Here is a 259-nt window from a genome sequence, read left to right on the forward strand (position 1 = left end):
GGTTTTCGCCAAGAAGTTTCCAAAGCACTTGTAACAAATGTTTGAGAACTACTTTTTAAATCAGCTTTCCAGATTGTTAAAGAGCATGTTTGCAACAGCACGAGGCTGAAGAAAACAGAGTTAAGAATCAGTTCTTAACTCTGCATTCTCGTATCTAGCAAAAAAGACAAGAAGAGAAGTGGCGTCCCCTAGGGGATTCGAACCCCTGTTACCGCCGTGAAAGGGCGGTGTCCTAGGCCTCTAGACGAAGGGGACAAAA

Annotated in this window: 1 tRNA gene; it reads right to left on the reverse strand. The window is 44.0% G+C overall.

What is annotated here, in order from left to right:
* Positions 1–179: 179 nt before the first annotated feature.
* Positions 180–255, reverse strand: a tRNA-Glu gene (locus ACW5W4_RS18970).
* Between the last annotated feature and the right edge of the window lie 4 nt (positions 256–259).

The sequence above is a fragment of the Aeromonas crassostreae genome (assembly GCF_054052445.1).